The sequence below is a fragment of the Ferruginibacter sp. SUN002 genome (assembly GCF_050611725.1).
GTDB lineage: Bacteria > Bacteroidota > Bacteroidia > Chitinophagales > Chitinophagaceae > Ferruginibacter.
Window position 1 is genome coordinate 3,056,514 of the sequence record NZ_JBODJB010000001.1, and the last position, 15,695, is coordinate 3,072,208.

Here is a 15,695-nt window from a genome sequence, read left to right on the forward strand (position 1 = left end):
CTGTACCGACAATTCAGAATAAATTGGAAAAACAACAGATCATCTAAAGATTAAACAGACAGTAAAAAAAATTGCGATTTTGGATTGTTTGGATACAACGGCCCCGATTTTTATCGGGGCTTCTTTATTTTAATAACGACTGAATGATGCTGCCATCAATACCACAACAAGAGCCAACACAAAAAAGACCAATCCAATAATAGTAATGATACCTGCAAAACGAAAATATACTTTCAAATTCTTAAATGCCGTTACCAGACTTTCCTGGTCAGAAGTTTTTAGCGCCACTTGCGTTTTTCTGGCAAAAAGGAATAAAAATCTTGACATAAAAAAAGTTATCGCAGCCATTACTAAATAAACCATCATTATAGAACCACCTGCAGCAACACCTAAATCTCCTGCACCGCTATAGCTTCCTGTCAGTTTCGAAAACAATGTGCCCATTGCCAGTGCCATCACTGCAATAATACCACTCATTACAAAACCAACAACTCCCAAAAACTTTGCCCACATGGCTGTTTCTTTTAAATGAGTAATACTGGCTGTATCAATAATTAAATCGTTTTCTAAAAGGTTGGTTTGCTGTTCCATGTTATAGCGTTTACTAATTACTTATAAATATAATTACTTAGGTGAAATTAATATGCTCTGGCAAATAAAACTCTTTGAACACTTTTATTACCACTATGAATACACTTGCCCTCTTCCTGTTTATTATCTAAAGGAATACAACGAATTGTAGCTTTCGTTAGTTCTTTTATCTTTTCTTCCGTTTCAGGAGTACCATCCCAATGCGCTGCAATAAATCCGGTTTTCTCATCCAGCAATTTTACAAACTCATCCCATGTATCCGCATTGGTAATATGAGCGGCTCTGTAATCATAAGCTTTCTTATAAATAGCAGATTGTATGTCGTCCAGCAACTTGATTATGTTTCCAGCCAAACCATCAATACTCATGCTCATTTTCTCTTTTGTATCTCTACGAGCTACTTCTACTACATTATTAGCAAGATCTCTTGCGCCAATGGCTATACGCACAGGCACACCCTTCATTTCATACTCTGCAAATTTCCACCCCGGACGATTATTATCGTTATCGTCATATTTCACTTTTACACCTGCTGCTTTTAATTCTTTGACAAGTACTTGTACTTTTTCATCGATCATTTGCTTTTGCTCATCACCCTTGTAGATAGGAACAATAACAACCTGTATAGGTGCTAATTTTGGAGGCAATATCAAACCATCATCATCACTATGTGCCATTACCAGTGCACCAATCAAACGGGTGCTTACTCCCCAACTTGTGGCCCACACATAATCCAATTTATTTTCTTTATCGCTGAATTTCACATCAAATGCTTTAGCAAAATTTTGTCCTAAGAAATGCGATGTACCAGCCTGTAAAGCCTTGCCGTCCTGCATTAACGCTTCGATACAATACGTATCTACTGCTCCTGCAAAACGTTCATTCGCAGTTTTTACACCTTTCACCACTGGCATAGCCATATACTGCTCTGCAAAATCTGCATAAACGTTTAACATCTGTACCGTTTCGTCTACGGCTTCCTGTTGGGTTGCGTGAGCTGTATGCCCTTCCTGCCATAAAAATTCTGCGGTACGCAAAAACAAACGGGTACGCATTTCCCAACGCACCACATTGGCCCACTGATTTATTAAGATAGGTAAGTCTCTATATGATTGTATCCAACCTTTGTATGTATTCCAGATAATGGCTTCACTCGTAGGACGAATGATCAACTCTTCTTCCAATTTAGCTTCCGGATCTACCATTAATTTTCCTTTATGATCAGGATCGTTCTTTAAACGATAGTGCGTTACAATAGCACATTCCTTTGCAAAGCCCTCCGCATTTTTTTCTTCCGCTTCAAACAAACTTTTAGGAACAAATAAAGGGAAATAAGCATTTTGATGCCCGGTATCTTTAAACATCTTATCTAATACATCTCTCATATTTTCCCATAAAGCAAAGCCATAAGGTTTTATAACCATACAACCCCTTACTGCACTATAATCTGCTAATCCACCTTTTATGATAAGATCGTTATACCATTGAGAATAATCCTGCTCTCTGCTTGTTATTTCTTTACTCATTTGCCTTTGTAGTGATTTTTATCTGAAATTTCGGCAAATTTAGCCTTTTTTAGCTCTCCGCCCTAAAGGATGGAATTCTTCAGCCTAAAGATCGAAGTTCAAGCTCTGTTGAAACTCTATTCCTTTTAGCACATCTTTAACAAAACAACAATCAGCATTATCATTCTATGGCAGAGATTTTGGAATCAGATACTTAGGAGTATTCTCCTATTAATTTGTAACTTTATTGTGTCAGCTAAATCAATTCACCATGAATACTAAAATTTTACTTTTTCTTGTTGCTCTTGCCGGTATGACCAGTTGTTCTACCGCTTATAAAACCGGGCAAACACCTGACGATGTTTATTTCTCTCCTGTACGCATGTACGGTGAAGATAAAAAAGATGATAAAAAAGACAATGCCGATGATGTAGCACAAAAAACCGAAACCAGCGAAGATAGGATCATTAGAAGAGGTATTACTAACCCTCGTTACAGAAACTGGGATTATGGTTACGATTACAACTACACTCCGTATAAGTATGGTTATAACTATGGATACTATTACAATCCATATTATTGCTCTTATCCTGTTTATAACAATACGATTAAACCTGTTGTTGTAAAACCTGTAAGTACTGTACCAAGAACAAATAATCTGGGTAGTTACACCAATACAAACTACAATAATACCAATGTGGCAAAGGCACCAAGCAAAGCATCTCTTTCGCAGGAGCCACAATACAATAATACTAACAACCGCAGCAACAATACTCCAAAGGTGAATACTAGTACGAGCAGTTCATCATCAAACGACAATCGAACTTATACACCTGCTTCTTCAAGTACCAAAAGCACTTCAACATCAGGCAGCAGTGGTTCAGGTACTATCAGCAGACCTGAAAGAAAAAGCAGTCGTTAATCTGCACAACATTATTTATCATGAACCGTAGAAAAACTCCGGTTCCATAAAAGATATTGCCATGAAAAAATATTTACTTATAATTTTTATACTCAACGCCGTTCATTCATTTGCGCAAATACCTGAAGACGCATTGAAATATTCTTATTTTCCTCAAAATGGATCTGCAAGAAATGTGGCCATTGGGGGTGCAATGGGTTCGTTGGGTGGAGATATTACTGCAATTTTTGTAAACCCCGCCGGTTTGGGTAATTACAAAACAGGCGAATTTGTTTTTACGCCCGGATTTTCTTTCAACAATAACAAAACCAACTTTAGAGATGCTTTGGAAAAAAGTAAAAAAAACAATTTCTCTATAGGTACAATTGGAGCTGTATATGGATCAGTTAGTAAATACAAGCCTACCATTAGTGAAGCATTCAGCATTGCTTTTACCCAAACAGCAAATTTCAACAATACTGTTCACTATAAAGGAGTCAATAACTTTAGTAGCCGTAGCGAACAATTTGCCGAAGAGTTTGCAAAAAGCGGATATACCATTGATGAAGTTTTAAACAGCAACTCTCCTATACCCTATACGGTTGCACCGGCTTTATACACTTACCTTATAGACACTTTCACGATTGACGGAACAACAAAAGTGAAAGGATTGCCTGAATTTGTTATTGAGAATGGCGGTGCATTAATGCAGGAAAACACAGTTGCAACAAGAGGTGGACTTTATGAACTGGCATTGGGTGGCGCTATCAACAAAAAAGACAAATTATTATTTGGCGCAACCTTAGGCATCCCCATCATGAGTTATAAAAACAATACTACTTTTAGAGAAAGTGATACTTCGTCGAATACTTCAAATGGGTTTGGCTATTTTTCTTACACAGATAGATACGAAACCGTTGGTGCCGGTATTAATTTAAAATTAGGGTTGATCTATAGACCTAAAGAATATATTCGGTTAGGCCTTGCCGTTCACACTCCTTCTTTTATGTTTTCATTAATGGATAAACACAGTACAACAATTGAAACTGATACAGAAAATTATGAAGGGTATTACACTGAAACATCAAACACCTTTACCAACGGCAAACCCGGTGAAAGTAGATATACTATGCTTACCCCATGGAAAGCTATGATCAGCGGCAGTTATGTATTCAGAGAGATGCAAGATGTTCGAAAACAAAAAGCATTCATCACCGCAGATATTGAATATGTGAATCACAGGGGAAGCAAATTTTACAGTGCTGCTGAAAATCCATCAGTTGATGAAACAGATTACTACAAAGCCTTAAGCAGTGTTATCAAACAACAATATAAAGGCAATTTTAATTTTAGATTAGGTGGCGAGGTAAAATTCACAACAATCATGGCTCGACTTGGATTTGCTTATTACAGTAACCCGTATAAAGATGCAGCATTGAAATCTCACAAAATGCTGGTAAGTGGTGGTCTTGGCTATCGCAATAAAGGTTTCTTTATTGATCTTACTTATGCACACGCTTTCAATAAGGAAACCAATTTCCCCTATCGCTTACAAGACAAAGCAAATACTTACGCCACTGTAAAAAATCAAAGAGGAAATATTGTAGCAAGTATCGGATTCAAGTTTTAACATACTATATATTTTCTATAAATTTTAACACCATAGCCATTACCACCTCAGTAGTAATGGCTATTTTTAATTTTTCGCTCCAAAATACCATCACCGATGCCAAAACTAACTGTAACGCTTGCCGCATTGTTATTTTATATCAATATCAATGGTCAAACAATGACCGGCAAAATAGCTGACGAAAATAAGATCAATATCAAAAACGCAGTTGTTGCTTTACTTACTCCTAAAGATTCTATACTTTATAAGTTTACCCGTACCGATGGGCAGGGGAATTTTTCTATCAAAAATATTAAACCCGGCAATTACATTCTATTGAGTACACATCCTTATTATGCAGATCTGCTTGATAATATTCAAATTGGAAATGCAGATACGAATTTAAGTACAGTTAAACTTATTTCTAAAACAAAAATATTGCAGGAAGTCATTGTGAGCAGTGGTAGTCCAATTCGGATCAAGGGAGATACAACAGTTTATACGGCAGATAGTTTTAAAGTAAGTGCCAATGCAAACGTTGAAGAACTCCTAAGAAAGTTACCCGGCATTCAAGTAGATAAAGCAGGTAAAATAACAGCAATGGGAGAACAGGTAAACAAAGTACTGGTAGATGGAGAAGAATTTTTCGGTGACGACCCTGGTATGACCGTAAAGAATTTAAGAGCAGATGCTGTTAAAGAAGTACAGGTTTACGATAAAAAAAGTGATCAGGCAGAATTTACAGGTATTGATGATGGCAACTCTCAAAAAACAATTAACCTTAAATTAAAAGAAGACAGGAAGACAGGATATTTTGGTAAAGTTGATGCTGCCGGCGGTTTGAAGAAAAATATTGATGACAGATATAATACCAACTTGATGTACAGCACTTTTAAAGGCAAGAGAAAATTATCTGCATTCTTATTAAGAGGTAATACAGGGCAGGATGGACTTGGCTGGCAGGATATGGAAAAATATGGTGGCGAAAACGACAACTTTGATCTTAGTGTAGACGACGAAGGCGATATCAATTTTAACGTTAATACAAATATTGATGAAGAGCCATATATCAATACACAAAATGGATATATAGTCAATACAAATGCTGGGCTACAATACAGTAATAAGTGGAACGATAAGCAAACACTTAATCTTTCGCCGAAATACAATAACCAACAATACAGTAACAACAAATACAATTTTTTAAAAACTATTATAGGAGATTCAGTCCTGAATGAAAACGCAAGCACTGTTACAAATGTAACCAGAAGCAATTTTAAATTAAATGCTTCCTACAATGTAATGATCGACTCAGCTAATACTATCAAATTCACAGCAAAATCAAGCTTCTATTCTACAGATAGTAAAGAATTTCGTGGCTCAACAACAACCGGAGATAAGGGTAACATTAAAAACATCAGCAGCAAAAAAGTTACAATAAGCAACGATAAATACTCAATCTATGGAAGCATTCTTTTTAAACATAAGTTTAAAAAAGCAAGAAGAACACTTTCGTTAAATACAGACTGGAATACATTGAGTACAGATAACGACAGCTATCTTGATGCATCGAATGATGTATATACCGATGGGAACATATCTTCTTCTCTTCTGCAAAATCAATTATCTGTAAGTGACAAATCAAGTCAAAATTTTTCAGCAAGATTAGTGTATACAGAACCTCTTTCTAAAAACTATTCAATTGAATTATCTCACAAGATCTCGTACAACTATGGCAATATTGATCAGATAACAAACGCTTATTCCAACATATCAAACAAATTTGATACTTACATCGATTCTTTGAGTAATCATTTCAAACAAAAGATCACAACCAATACGCCTACTGCCAAAATCAGCTACAACTATAAAAAACTGAAGTATAGTTTTGGTTCAGGCTTTGGCTTCACCAACTTTTCTTTTAAAGACATTACACTTGATAAAGACTATAAAAGAAATTATATAAACCTATTCCCGGCTGCAAACCTGAGTTATACTTTTAAAAGCAATGCAAATCTCAGATTCTACTATAATGGTAATACAACACAGCCAACCATTTATGAATTACAACCCATTCAGAATAATACCGATTACTTTAATCAATATATCGGCAATCCAAATTTGAGACCATCATTCTCAAATTCATTTTCGCTTTCATATGGCAAGTACAATTTCATTAAAGACAAATGGATGCATCAATCGATCAGAATAAATACTACAAGCAATGCCATTACCACCAGTAAAATAATTAATGTAGATTCTGCTAAAACTATCATCCAACCTGTTAATACCAATGGAAACTATTCTATAAATGTGTGGACCGGCTATCAATTCAAATTTAAAAAGATTGAAACAAGATTGTTTTTAAGTCCGAGATACAACTATACAAAAACCACGGATTTTTTAAACAATGTAAAGAATACTTCTAACACAGTGAATACAGGTATTGAATTAAGATTATCGAAATCCAAGGATAAAAAATATGACATCAATATCGGAAACGACTTTTATTTCAACAAAAACAAATCTGCCCTGACAAGTATTGTAAACACCTTCAATACAAATACTTTTTCTATAGATGGAACCGTTTATTATAAAAAAACATGGTCTCTTACGTCAGATTATTCATACAACTATCGTCAGAAAATACCCGGACTTATTGGAAAAAGCAGCAACCAGAGCTGGAATGCTACATTGAAAAAAACTTTCAAGAATGATGAATTTACAGCATACCTTATTGCAAGAGATATTCTGAATGACAATATAGGTGTTGACATGAGATATTATAGCAATACTTATTCTGAAGAACGCAACGATAGATTGAAAAGATATTTCCTTCTAGGTTTTACCTGGAACTTTAGAAATAAAACAGCCGGCACCAAATAACAATATTAAAATCAATACAATGAAAATTAAACTGTTCATATTATCAATTACAACATTGTTGCTCGGTGCAAGTCATGCACAACAATTCATAGACAAAGGAACTATTGAATTTGAGGTTAAAACGAATATCAAAAAGTCGATGGGCAATAGTAGTTGGGTTGCAATGCTCAAAGAGAGTTTGCCCGAATTTAAAACCAGTTACTACAGCTATTCGTTTGCCAACAACCAAAGCATCTATACATTCGACAGATGGGCCGATGGGCCTCGTTTACCTGAGTTTTTACGCAGAGGCGATGAAAGCAATGTTTGGTATTACAACTTTACCGATCAAAAAATGAGTAAACAAAAAAGTGTATTCAGTTCAAATTTTGTGATTGAAGATTCGATATCAAATATAGAATGGAAACTAACCAATGAAAGCAGATTAATAGCAGGTTTCAATTGCCGTAAAGCAGTTGGCAAAATAATGGATAGTGTTTATGTTTTTGCCTTTTATACAGACGAGATCACCATTTCCGGCGGGCCTTGCAGCATTAACGGTTTACCAGGAATGATCTTAGGCTTAACCATTCCGAGATTATACTCATCATGGATCGCTACTAAAGTTATAGTAACAAAGACCGATGAAAAATCAATCACACCAATTTCAGGCAAGAAAAAATATTCATACAAATTGTTCAGTAATACACTTGACGAACGTTTGAAAGAATGGGGTGGTAATGAAGATGAAGAAGATAGAAAATGGAGAGAGCAATTATATTGGAATGCATTACTATAATTCTTTTACTCCGCCTCTATTCCCATGGCGGCCTGCTTCATTTTTGAAGCAGAATCTTTTCCAAGATAGCTCTCTATCCATGCATGTACAAGATAAATAACCGGTGTAAGTGCAATCGCAATTATAAATTTATAAATGTAATTCCCTGTGCCTGTAACCAATATCTGATGTAAACTCCATGGCTCACCCTGTCCTGTTTGAATGCGTTTTCCAACATAAAAGGCAATAAACAATACAACAAAACTGTCGATCAGTTGAGAGACCAATGTTGAGCCTGTTGCCCTCAACCAGATGCTTTTTTCTCCTGTTATTTTTTTGATGCGATGAAATACCAACACATCCAACACCTGTCCTATCAGAAATGCTACAATAGAACCGATAATGATCCATAAGCCTTGTCCGAAAATTCCTCTGAATGCATTATCTGGCTTATCAATATTGTTGCCAATTGAAAAATATTCGGAAGGACTTAAATGTATGGCTCCGTTAAATATCAAAAAAGAGTAACTGATCAAACCAATAGTGATATACGAAAGAAACTTAACGCCTCTCGGACCATAATATTCATTAATGATATCTGTCATTATGAAAACAACGGGCCACAATAAAACCCCGGCAGTAAGATGAAAACTAAATGGACTACCAAACAAATTAATATTAGCCCTTTGCACGCCTGCTGTATCTTCCAGCGAAAATATTTTTACACCGATTATTTCGGCAATCAGTGCATTGGCAATAAAAAATCCCCCCAGAAAAATGAAGAGTTTTGTGCTTTTATTTTTTAGAATATGATGTATCATCAGCTGAAGAAGAAATAATATATCTGGAATATTAACAATAGAAAGTTAAACCAAATTATCCATTTTGCAATGCCATGTTTATTTCCTGATAATAAGCCGGTAAGCAATATAATATGAAACATGATATTTATGATAATTGCTCCGTACCCTAAAACAGCCAGAGTAGCTTCTAAAGGTTGTATTTCGGTTAACACTTTTACACTTGCATATTTATAAAGTGTCTTGTATAGCAATAAAGATACAACTGCTATAAAACAAGTATTGCAGATGAAGGTTATTTTAGAAAGGAAACGCATATATATTTACGATATACGATTTAAGATTTACGATGTTGTTTAAACCCTTTATTAAGAAGCCGATTCATAAAGCAAGATACTATCGTACATCTAACATCGTACGTAGTACTAACCATTCTTTCCCGTAAGCATCGGCACAAATGAAAAATTTTCAAAAGCCTCTTCAAATGTATTACCATCGGCAGTTTTGGTAATGCGTAACATACGTTGCACCTCACCTTCATCAACAGGTATCACCATTTTACCGCCAACTTTTAATTGCTGTATCAATTTAGGAGGAATGAATGGAGCTGCTGCAGTAATGATCACTTTATCAAAGGGCGCAAATGTTGGCAATCCTTCGTATCCATCTCCATAAAAGAATTTAATATTCGGATACTTTGTTTTAAAGATGAAGTGCTTTGTTTTTTCAAACAATTTTTTTTGTCGTTCAATAGTACAAACAGTAGCTCCCATTTCCGCCAGTACAGAAGATTGATAAATACTTCCAGTACCTATTTCCAGTACCTTATCGAATGGTTTGATCTGTAATAACTGAGTTTGATATGCAACTGTATAAGGTTGAGAGATGGTTTGTGCTTCTCCTATTGGAAAAGCCCTGTCTTCATAGGCTATTTCATCAAAAGCACTATCCAGAAAAAAATGACGGGGAATATTATTGATGGCAGTTAACACATTTTCATCGGTAATGCCTTTCTCTCTTAATAATTCGATTAGTTTTTTTCGTAGTCCTTTGTGGCGATAAGTGTCTTCATACTTCCTCATGGGCACAAATATAAATTATAGGAAATAATTGTAGAATTTTTATTCTTCCACAAATCCCCATTCGTTTAACAGCCCATCGAGTTTGTCTCCTTGCAACTTTCTCTGATTGTAATGCCCGGCATTATTTTTTTGCCTGAAAGCCTCATACAACGTTACTGCACAAGCTACCGAAATATTCAAAGATTTAATGATACCTACCTGAGGAATGATAAAATTCCCATCAGCCATTGCAATGATCTCATCCGTAACACCCGTATGTTCATTGCCAAATACCAGCGCAACAGATTCGGTAAGGTTTAATTCATGCAGACCAACAGCATCTGTACTTAAATGTGTGGTATATATCTTTTGATAATTTTTTCTTAGGGCAGCAAAACATTCCTCAGCATCTGTAAATTGATGGATGGTCAGCCATTTAGCTGCACTGGAAGAACTCCTTGCACCAAATTTTCTATGAGGCGGAATTTTATGATTTAAAATATAAATATCCTGTATACCAACGGCATCGGCTGTACGCATTACTGCCGAAATGTTATGTGGGTCGAAAACATTTTCCAACACAACGGTAAGATCGGGTTGCCGTTTATTTAATACAGTGGTTAGTCGTTCTGTTCTTTCCGGAGTCATACACCAAAAATAAACGGTAAATAATGAATGAGGAAATATTTATAGAGATTGATTCTTTACACTGATAATCTCAGCCGCTATACTGATAGCAATTTCTTCAGTAGTCTGGCTTTTGATGGGTAAACCTATCGGTGCATAGATATTTTTCAAGCTATCGTCGCTAAGGCCATTTGCAGCAAAGTCTTCAAATATTGTTTCAATTTTAGTTCTACTACCTAATAGCCCGAAATATTTAAAATGCTTATCAATGATAGATTCCACAACTATTTTATCTGTTCGATACCCAACAGTCATAACCGCCACATAAATATTATTACCGGAAGGAATGAGATCGCTCAACTTAGTATAATCCTCAACAATAGTTTTAGCATGAGCAAAATTATTTTGATTAAAAGTATGCAGTTCCTGTCTGTCATCATACAAATGAATATAAAAATCCATTGTACTCATCAGCTGCGATAATGCCAATGCACAATGGCCGGCTCCAATGATATGCAATTCATTTTTATAGCCTGTCTTTTCCATATAAAGAAAATCATCTTCGCCCTTTAATTCAAATGTAAAATTTTCTGAAGGAATATTTTCCGAAAACCCAATTCCTTTGGGAGATAATTGCAATGTTCCATTTTTGTTGGTTGATAAAGAAACTACGATAGCATCAACATATGGCTCATCTTCTGCAGTAATTGTATAAAGCAAAATAGTTTGTTCACCGGAACAGATCATTCCGCTTTGATCTCTTTTCGCAGATTTACTGTGCACTTGCTTTTTTACACTTACCCCCTTGTAGCTTGTTGCTTGCAGCTTTTCCTTCGCCATCTCAACAAACTTGTGCTCCATAATACCACCTCCCATGGAACCAGACATTTCACCGTTAGCATTTACCACCATCATAAAGCCTTGTCTGCCCGGACTACTACCCTTACTCTCTAATACATACAACAACATAACAGCAATATTTTGCTGAAGGCTAGTTTGAATTAATTGCCAATTTGTGAGTTGTTTCTGCATTAATCAGATGATAAATTACACCAATTGCTTCTTATCCATCAAAATTTTTACTTTTTGGGGATATAAACTCATTAAAACTTTTTCCGGAGTCATTGGTGCATCAAAGGCTGGGTTGGCTGAGGCATTAAAATTCTTTATCGCATTACGCAAAGCAAAGAAAGCGCCGATACCGTACATTAAGGGTGGCTCTCCTACTGCTTTTGATCGAAATATGGCGAGATTATCTTTTTGTGTTTGCAGGAACTGCACATCAATTTCTTTTGGTACAGAATAAATGTCTGGTACTTTATATGTAGAGAGTGCATTACTGCGAAGTTTACCGTTCTTATCATATACAACTTCTTCCATGGTCATCCAGCCAATACCTTGTACAAGACCACCTTCAATTTGTCCTCGGTCGATGATCTGATTCATGCTGGTACCGAAATCATGTACCAATTTAACCGAATCAAATTCATAAGTCCCACGTAAGCAATCAACCGTTGCCGTTATTACAGCAGTACCATATACATGGTATGCAAAAGGATGCCCCTTTTCTTTTGATTTATCGAAATGTATGTCGGGAGTAGAGTAATGACCATGTTCAGATAAACTAACCCGTTTGTTGTAAGTATGGAGTACTATTTTTTTCCAATCCCAGTCAGTTTTTTTGCCGTTTGCAAAAACAAATTCATCTTTTAGTTCAATAGCACTTGCATCTACATTCAATTCTACAGCCGCTACAGCTTTGATACGTTCTAAAATAGCAGTACAGGCAATCAATGTAGCTTTTCCATTCAGATCAGCAGCAGCACTGGCTGCGGTGGGTGATGTATTGGCAATACGATAGGTATTTGTACTGTTCACTCGTATCTTTTCAGGAGCAATTGAAAATACCTGTGCTACCACTTGCAAGATTTTTGTATTAACCCCCTGCCCCATTTCAATAGCAGCAGTACTTACCACAACACTTCCATCTGTATAAACATGTACTAATGATCTTGCCTGATTCATTAAAGTATTAGTAAAAGAAATACCAAAACAGATCGGCATTACTGCTATTCCTTTTTTCTGTAATTTGTTTTTTGCATTAAAATCAGCAACCGCTTTTTTGGCAGCTTCGAAATCGAACTGTGCCATTGTTTTATCCCAACACTCGTTTGCTTCACTTACAACTTTTTGACCATAAGGCAATTCATCACCCGTTTGCAACAAATTCTTCTGTTGAATGACGGTAGCATCTACGCCTAATTCATCAGCCACTTTTGCAATAGCAGCTTCAATTACAAACATCCCTTGCGGACCGCCAAAGCCCCTGAAAGCTGTATTAGGTGGCAAATGCGTTCTGCAACAATAAGCTGTTGCTGTTACATTGGGAATAAAATAACTATTGGTACAATGAAATAAGGTACGCTCCATCACTGCAGGAGAAAGATCCGCCGCTGCGCCGGCATTTTGATAAAATGTTGCTTCGTAGGCAACTATCTTCAAGTCCTTATTAAGTCCTATCTTAAAATCTGAAGAATAAGGATGACGTTTACCCGTCATACGCATATCTTCCATACGATGTAAAGAATATTTCACCGGACGTTTAGTGATATGTGTTCCAAGAGCACACAAAGCAGCCCAGGTATTGGCTTGATCTTCTTTTCCTCCAAAGCCTCCACCCAAACGGGTTACATCAATTTCCAACTGGTGCATCGGCAAGCCAGTAACTTTACTTACGGCTCGTTGCACAGCTGTAGGCCCCTGTGTAGAAGAATACACTTTTATAACTCCATTCTCTTGCGGTACTGTATAAGCACCCTGAGTTTCAATATACAAGTGTTCCTGACCGTTAGTATCTGCTTTGCCTTCAAAAACATAGTCACAGTTTTTAAAAGCAGTATCAATATCTCCAATTTTAAATATACGTGGGGGAATGATCAACTCTCCTTTTTGCATCGCTTCCCGTGGATCGGTGATTACCGGCAATGGCTCTATCTCCACTTTAATTTTATGTACAGCAGCTCTCGCCTGCTCATCTGTTTCTGCTAAAACCAATGCTATTGGCATACCGCAAAAATGCACATGATGGTCCGCAAACAAAGGCTCATCGGGAATGATACCACCAATTTGATTTTCGCCGGTAATATCTTTATGCGTTAATACTTTTACAACACCGGCACTTTTATCCGCCTCAGATGTATCAATGCTCAATACTTTTCCGTGTGCAACAGGGCTGTCGAAACAGGCTGCATACAGTGTTCCTGCAACAACGGGAATATCATCTAAATAAATAGACTCTCCTCTGGTATGGGTGTATGAATCAATATTCCGCATTATGCATTAATTAAATTGTCAATAGATATTTCCGGAAACAGTGTAATGAAATGTCCTTTTATCAATTGCGATAATAGAAATCGCTTATATGCTTCTGTTCCCCTTGCATCGCTGATCGGTGAAATTTCTGTCTGCACTATGTTTAGTAGATCTTCGATCACTGACGCTGAGATCGTTTTACCAACTAAGAACGCTGAACTTTGAACTAAGTAAGTTGGTACCGGGCCAACGCCTCCGGCAGATAATCCTGCATTTATTACTACTCCATCTTTTACATCAATATTGATGGCAGCATTGACACTTGCAATATCAAGATTGGTTCGCTTACAAACTTTTTCAAAGTGAAATTTACCGGTAGCTTCCGGCAGTTTAAAATAGATCGCTTCAATATGCTCCTCAGGGGTTTTATCTAATATTTTATAGCCCTTATAGAAGTTTCTCAATGGAATTTCTCTGGAAGTATATCCGTTACTAAGTATAAGTTGAGCATCCAAAGCCAAAAAGAAAATAGTGAAATCTCCAATAGGAGAAGCATTTACAAAATTACCTGCTACGGTTGCCATATTGCGTATTTGCGTACTGGACACCAGTTTTATGTATTGCTGTAAATTTGGAAAGTATTGCTGAAAGACCTTCGACTCTGCCATATCCGTTACCGTTACTGCAGCTCCAAGTATACAAATATCCCCTTCTTTTCTAATTCCATTTAAAGATTGCTTATCAAATAAGAAATGAATATCCGAGTAAACCATTGTTTCATGCTGCTGCACATACAAATCGGTACCGCCACCAAGGAATTTTGCATCTGCAGAAGCAGCTTTACCATTGGGCTGCAGCAGGTAAATAGCAAGGCGTTCTTTAATGGTGCTGAAATATTCAGGTAATATCTTATTTGCAATTGCAAAACCGATCGCATCCTTTCCTTTTCGCTCTGCTATTTTATGCTCAATTTTTGCAGCAGCTCTTTCTATGGATTTATAACCGGTGCATCTGCAGATATTTCCATTCACCGAATCAACTGCTGAAGCAGCATCTTTATCCAAACAAAACCCTGCCAATGAAACAATAAAACCCGGTGTACAAAAACCGCATTGCGTGGCTCCTTCTTCTGCAAATGCCTGTTGAATAAAATTCAGCCCCTCAATATTAACGCCTTCAACTGTTACAATATGTTTACCGTGTGCATTACCCAACGGCATAAGGCAGGATGTTGCAGAACGATATACCAGTTCACCGTCTTTTATTTCACCGACCAACACTGTACAAGCACCACAGTCTCCCTCACGGCAACCTATTTTTGTGCCGGTTAAATTTTGCTGGTAACGTACAAAATCCAACACCAGCATACCCGGAGGCAATAATGTGCTGATCTCTTTATTGTTCAGTATAAATTGTATCAAGTCTTATTGTTTAGGATAAAGTTACAAAAAACGAATTATAAAAAAAGTAGTTTTTAGTGTTAAATACTGCAAATTTTTTACTAAATACCCATCAGAACGGAGTGTTACTGCTGCGATATAAAAAAACCACGGGGGGTTATTAATTTAAAAAATCATTTTTTTTAGTCTAAACCTAAATTTTTGAGGTTTAATCCGGAGAAAAAACCATAAACATTCACATAAACA

At 36.4% G+C, this 15,695-nt stretch carries 12 protein-coding genes; 4 read left to right on the forward strand and 8 right to left on the reverse strand.

The window, feature by feature from the left end; genetic code table 11:
* Positions 1–129: 129 nt before the first annotated feature.
* Positions 130–591: a hypothetical protein gene (locus ACQ33O_RS13035; RefSeq protein ID WP_430996029.1), complete on the reverse strand. Its 462-nt coding sequence runs from the start codon at positions 589–591 to the stop codon at positions 130–132.
* Between the two features lie 47 nt (positions 592–638).
* On the reverse strand, positions 639–2,117 hold the full coding sequence (gene proS / locus ACQ33O_RS13040; RefSeq protein ID WP_430996030.1) for a proline--tRNA ligase: 1,479 nt from the start codon (positions 2,115–2,117) through the stop codon (positions 639–641).
* Between the two features lie 250 nt (positions 2,118–2,367).
* Here proS and ACQ33O_RS13045 point away from each other — a divergent pair, with 250 nt between their 5' ends.
* The 4 genes from ACQ33O_RS13045 (at position 2,368) to ACQ33O_RS13060 (ending at position 8,270) form a co-directional block, all read left to right on the forward strand.
* The gene (locus tag ACQ33O_RS13045; protein WP_430996031.1) at positions 2,368–3,018 is read left to right on the forward strand and encodes a hypothetical protein; all 651 of its coding nucleotides are present in this window, start codon (positions 2,368–2,370) and stop codon (positions 3,016–3,018) included.
* Positions 3,019–3,079: 61 nt separating this feature from the next.
* Entirely contained in the window at positions 3,080–4,627 is a 1,548-nt protein-coding gene (locus ACQ33O_RS13050; RefSeq protein WP_430996032.1) for an OmpP1/FadL family transporter, read from the forward strand.
* Positions 4,628–4,723: 96 nt separating this feature from the next.
* A complete protein-coding gene (locus ACQ33O_RS13055) occupies positions 4,724–7,492 on the forward strand; it encodes an outer membrane beta-barrel protein (protein WP_430996033.1) in 2,769 nt (922 codons plus the stop codon).
* A gap of 19 nt (positions 7,493–7,511) precedes the next feature.
* A complete protein-coding gene (locus tag ACQ33O_RS13060) occupies positions 7,512–8,270 on the forward strand; it encodes a GLPGLI family protein (RefSeq protein WP_430996034.1) in 759 nt (252 codons plus the stop codon).
* 5 nt (positions 8,271–8,275) lie between these two features.
* Here ACQ33O_RS13060 and ACQ33O_RS13065 read toward each other — a convergent pair whose 3' ends face one another.
* From ACQ33O_RS13065 to ACQ33O_RS13090, 6 genes are all read right to left on the reverse strand, one after another.
* Positions 8,276–9,070, reverse strand: coding sequence for a queuosine precursor transporter (locus tag ACQ33O_RS13065; protein WP_430996035.1), 795 nt, complete (start codon positions 9,068–9,070; stop codon positions 8,276–8,278).
* A gap of 404 nt (positions 9,071–9,474) precedes the next feature.
* Positions 9,475–10,131, reverse strand: coding sequence for a protein-L-isoaspartate(D-aspartate) O-methyltransferase (locus tag ACQ33O_RS13070; RefSeq protein WP_430996036.1), 657 nt, complete (start codon positions 10,129–10,131; stop codon positions 9,475–9,477).
* Between the two features lie 39 nt (positions 10,132–10,170).
* A complete protein-coding gene (locus ACQ33O_RS13075; protein ID WP_430996037.1) occupies positions 10,171–10,758 on the reverse strand; it encodes a TrmH family RNA methyltransferase in 588 nt (195 codons plus the stop codon).
* Positions 10,759–10,797: 39 nt separating this feature from the next.
* A complete protein-coding gene (locus ACQ33O_RS13080) occupies positions 10,798–11,769 on the reverse strand; it encodes an XdhC family protein (protein ID WP_430996038.1) in 972 nt (323 codons plus the stop codon).
* Positions 11,770–11,784: 15 nt separating this feature from the next.
* Positions 11,785–14,070 carry a xanthine dehydrogenase molybdopterin binding subunit gene (locus ACQ33O_RS13085; RefSeq protein ID WP_430996039.1) on the reverse strand — a complete coding sequence of 762 codons (2,286 nt, stop codon included), beginning with the start codon at positions 14,068–14,070 and terminating at the stop codon, positions 11,785–11,787.
* On the reverse strand, positions 14,070–15,470 hold the full coding sequence (locus ACQ33O_RS13090) for an FAD binding domain-containing protein (RefSeq protein ID WP_430996040.1): 1,401 nt from the start codon (positions 15,468–15,470) through the stop codon (positions 14,070–14,072). The genes ACQ33O_RS13085 and ACQ33O_RS13090 overlap by 1 nt, the downstream gene beginning before the upstream one ends.
* Between the last annotated feature and the right edge of the window lie 225 nt (positions 15,471–15,695).

Excerpts from the sequence above, each read along its gene's own strand:
- ACQ33O_RS13035 (WP_430996029.1), bottom strand. The coding sequence starts at position 591 with ATGGAACAGCAAACCAACCTTTTAGAAAACGATTTAATTATTGATACA.
- proS (WP_430996030.1), bottom strand. The coding sequence starts at position 2,117 with ATGAGTAAAGAAATAACAAGCAGAGAGCAGGATTATTCTCAATGGTAT.
- ACQ33O_RS13045 (WP_430996031.1), top strand. The coding sequence starts at position 2,368 with ATGAATACTAAAATTTTACTTTTTCTTGTTGCTCTTGCCGGTATGACC.
- ACQ33O_RS13050 (WP_430996032.1), top strand. The coding sequence starts at position 3,080 with ATGAAAAAATATTTACTTATAATTTTTATACTCAACGCCGTTCATTCA.
- ACQ33O_RS13055 (WP_430996033.1), top strand. The coding sequence starts at position 4,724 with ATGCCAAAACTAACTGTAACGCTTGCCGCATTGTTATTTTATATCAAT.
- ACQ33O_RS13060 (WP_430996034.1), top strand. The coding sequence starts at position 7,512 with ATGAAAATTAAACTGTTCATATTATCAATTACAACATTGTTGCTCGGT.
- ACQ33O_RS13065 (WP_430996035.1), bottom strand. The coding sequence starts at position 9,070 with ATGATACATCATATTCTAAAAAATAAAAGCACAAAACTCTTCATTTTT.
- ACQ33O_RS13070 (WP_430996036.1), bottom strand. The coding sequence starts at position 10,131 with ATGAGGAAGTATGAAGACACTTATCGCCACAAAGGACTACGAAAAAAA.
- ACQ33O_RS13075 (WP_430996037.1), bottom strand. The coding sequence starts at position 10,758 with ATGACTCCGGAAAGAACAGAACGACTAACCACTGTATTAAATAAACGG.
- ACQ33O_RS13080 (WP_430996038.1), bottom strand. The coding sequence starts at position 11,769 with ATGCAGAAACAACTCACAAATTGGCAATTAATTCAAACTAGCCTTCAG.
- ACQ33O_RS13085 (WP_430996039.1), bottom strand. The coding sequence starts at position 14,070 with ATGCGGAATATTGATTCATACACCCATACCAGAGGAGAGTCTATTTAT.